Genomic DNA, 3449 nt, shown 5'->3' on the forward strand with positions numbered 1-3449 from the left:
TCCACGCACCTGAGCCTCACAAGGAGACTGGGCTAACGCATGAATGCCACAGCTTCGGCGGTGCGCTTGAGCCCCGCTACATTGTCGGCGCGGAATCACTTGACCAGTGAGCTATTACGCACTCTTTCAAGGGTGGCTGCTTCTAAGCCAACCTCCTGGTTGTCTGTGCAACTCCACATCCTTTCCCACTTAGCGCACGCTTAGGGGCCTTAGCTGGTGGTCTGGGCTGTTTCCCTCTCGACTACGGAGCTTATCCCCCGCAGTCTCACTGCCGCGTTCTAGCTTACCGGCATTCGGAGTTTGGCTAACGTCAGTAACCTGGTAGGGCCCATCGGCTATCCAGTAGCTCTACCTCCGGCAAGGAACACGCGACGCTGCACCTAAATGCATTTCGGGGAGAACCAGCTATCACGGAGTTTGATTGGCCTTTCACCCCTAACCACAGGTCATCCCCCAGGTTTTCAACCCTGGTGGGTTCGGGCCTCCACGCGGTCTTACCCGCGCTTCACCCTGCCCATGGCTAGATCACTCCGCTTCGGGTCTAGAGCACGCGACTGAGTCGCCCTATTCGGACTCGCTTTCGCTACGGCTTCCCCACACGGGTTAACCTCGCCACGTACCACTAACTCGCAGGCTCATTCTTCAAAAGGCACGCTGTCACCCCTGCTAAGGAGGCTCCAACGGGTCGTAAGCACACGGTTTCAGGTACTATTTCACTCCCCTCCCGGGGTACTTTTCACCTTTCCCTCACGGTACTTGTCCGCTATCGGTCACTAGGTAGTATTTAGGCTTACACAGTGGTCTGTGCTGATTCACTCCAGGTTTCTCGGGCCCGGAGCTACTTGGGATCCACATCAGCAGGTGCAACCATTTCGTCTACGGGGGTACCACCCTCTGTGCCGGGCCTTTCAAGACCCTTCGACTATGATCACACTTTCTTACTGCTCGCCCGTCCGGCAGAACGGGCCGACATGTCCCACAACCCCGCACACGCAACGCCCGCCGGCTATCACACGTATACGGTTTGGCCTGATCCGCTTTCGCTCGCCACTACTCACGGAATATCTCTTCCTGCCGGTACTGAGATGTTTCACTTCCCGGCGTTCCCTCCACATACCCTATATATTCAGGTACGGGTCACCGCACATGACTGCGGCGGGGTTTCCCCATTCGGACATCCTCGGATCACGGTTCGCTTGCCAACTCCCCGAGGCTTATCGCAGGCTGCTACGTCCTTCTTCGGCTCCTAGTGCCAAGGCATCCACCCTGTGCTCTTACAAACTTCCAACCACAAAAACCAAGTACAAAGATGCTCGCGTCCACTGTGCAGTTCTCAAACAACGACCGGCCACCACCGAGCAACCCCCGCCACACCAACGACCCCACCAACAACGGCAAGACCACCAGCAGGTACAAGGACCCGACAGCCCGCAAGACCCCACCACACGGGTGTTGCCTCAGGACCCAACAGTGTGCCGAACCGACCAACCCCAACGCCACCCCACGTTCCACACCCCGCACCCACCAACGACCGAAGCCACCAGCGCACACGAAGCAGTACTAGCAAGACACCACCAGAACCAGCCGAGCAGTCGATGTTCCACCCTTGAGCAACCACCCCAGGCACGAACGGCCCAGAAAGCGGCCCTGGACCAACCCGCCACCACTACAGCAGCGAACCAGCCAAGAAGCTCCTTAGAAAGGAGGTGATCCAGCCGCACCTTCCGGTACGGCTACCTTGTTACGACTTAGTCCTAATCGCCAGTCCCACCTTCGACAGCTCCCTCCACAAGGGTTGGGCCACCGGCTTCGGGTGTTACCGACTTTCATGACTTGACGGGCGGTGTGTACAAGGCCCGGGAACGTATTCACCGCAGCGTTGCTGATCTGCGATTACTAGCGACTCCGACTTCATGGGGTCGAGTTGCAGACCCCAATCCGAACTGAGACCGGCTTTTTGGGATTCGCTCCACCTCGCGGTATCGCAACCCTTTGTACCGGCCATTGTAGCATGCGTGAAGCCCAAGACATAAGGGGCATGATGATTTGACGTCATCCCCACCTTCCTCCGAGTTGACCCCGGCAGTCTCCCATGAGTCCCCGGCATAACCCGCTGGCAACATGGGACGAGGGTTGCGCTCGTTGCGGGACTTAACCCAACATCTCACGACACGAGCTGACGACAACCATGCACCACCTGTGCACCGACCTTGCGGGGCAACCATCTCTGGAAGTTTCCGGTGCATGTCAAGCCTTGGTAAGGTTCTTCGCGTTGCATCGAATTAATCCGCATGCTCCGCCGCTTGTGCGGGCCCCCGTCAATTTCTTTGAGTTTTAGCCTTGCGGCCGTACTCCCCAGGCGGGGCACTTAATGCGTTTGCTGCGGCACGGAATCCGTGGAATGGACCCCACACCTAGTGCCCAACGTTTACGGCATGGACTACCAGGGTATCTAATCCTGTTCGCTCCCCATGCTTTCGCTCCTCAGCGTCAGTTGCGGCCCAGTGACCTGCCTTCGCCATCGGTGTTCCTCCTGATATCTGCGCATTCCACCGCTACACCAGGAATTCCAGTCACCCCTACCGCACTCTAGTCAGCCCGTACCCACTGCAAGCCCGAGGTTGAGCCTCGAGTTTTCACAGCAGACGCGACTAACCGCCTACGAGCTCTTTACGCCCAATAATTCCGGACAACGCTTGCGCCCTACGTATTACCGCGGCTGCTGGCACGTAGTTAGCCGGCGCTTCTTCTGCAGGTACCGTCACTTTCGCTTCTTCCCTGCTGAAAGAGGTTTACAACCCGAAGGCCGTCATCCCTCACGCGGCGTCGCTGCATCAGGCTTTCGCCCATTGTGCAATATTCCCCACTGCTGCCTCCCGTAGGAGTCTGGGCCGTATCTCAGTCCCAGTGTGGCCGGTCACCCTCTCAGGCCGGCTACCCGTCGTCGCCTTGGTAGGCCATCACCCCACCAACAAGCTGATAGGCCGCGAGCCCATCCTCGTCCGAAAAACTTTCCACCACCCACCATGCGACAGGAAGTGAATATTCGGTATTAGCCACCGTTTCCAGTAGTTATCCCGAAGACGAGGGCAGGTTACTCACGTGTTACTCACCCGTTCGCCACTGATCACCCCAGCAAGCTGGAGATCACCGTTCGACTTGCATGTGTTAAGCACGCCGCCAGCGTTCGTCCTGAGCCAGAATCAAACTCTCCGTTAATGAACAACCACAACCCGCAACCCAAAAGCCGCGAGCCATGAACAAACGGAAAAACATCAACTGGCATCAACAACACCACCCCGCAAGCAACGGGGCGGCAACATCGACACCAACCCAGCCACCACCCGCAACACCCGCCACAACAGCAAGCACCACGAACAGCAACCAAGCAAACGGCATCGACTACTCTCGACACACTGTTGAGTTCTCAAACAACACACGCGCATCCG

The 3449-nt window shown here is 57.8% G+C and carries 2 rRNA genes; both read right to left on the reverse strand.

The features are described 5' to 3' along the window. A 23S ribosomal RNA gene (locus tag F2B26_RS15170) occupies positions 1-1288 on the reverse strand; the annotation flags it as partial. A gap of 411 nt (positions 1289-1699) precedes the next feature. Next, a 16S ribosomal RNA gene (locus F2B26_RS15175) occupies positions 1700-3219 on the reverse strand. Between the last annotated feature and the right edge of the window lie 230 nt (positions 3220-3449).

It is taken from the genome of Cellulomonas citrea (assembly GCF_009829685.1).
Classification (GTDB): domain Bacteria; phylum Actinomycetota; class Actinomycetes; order Actinomycetales; family Cellulomonadaceae; genus Cellulomonas; species Cellulomonas citrea.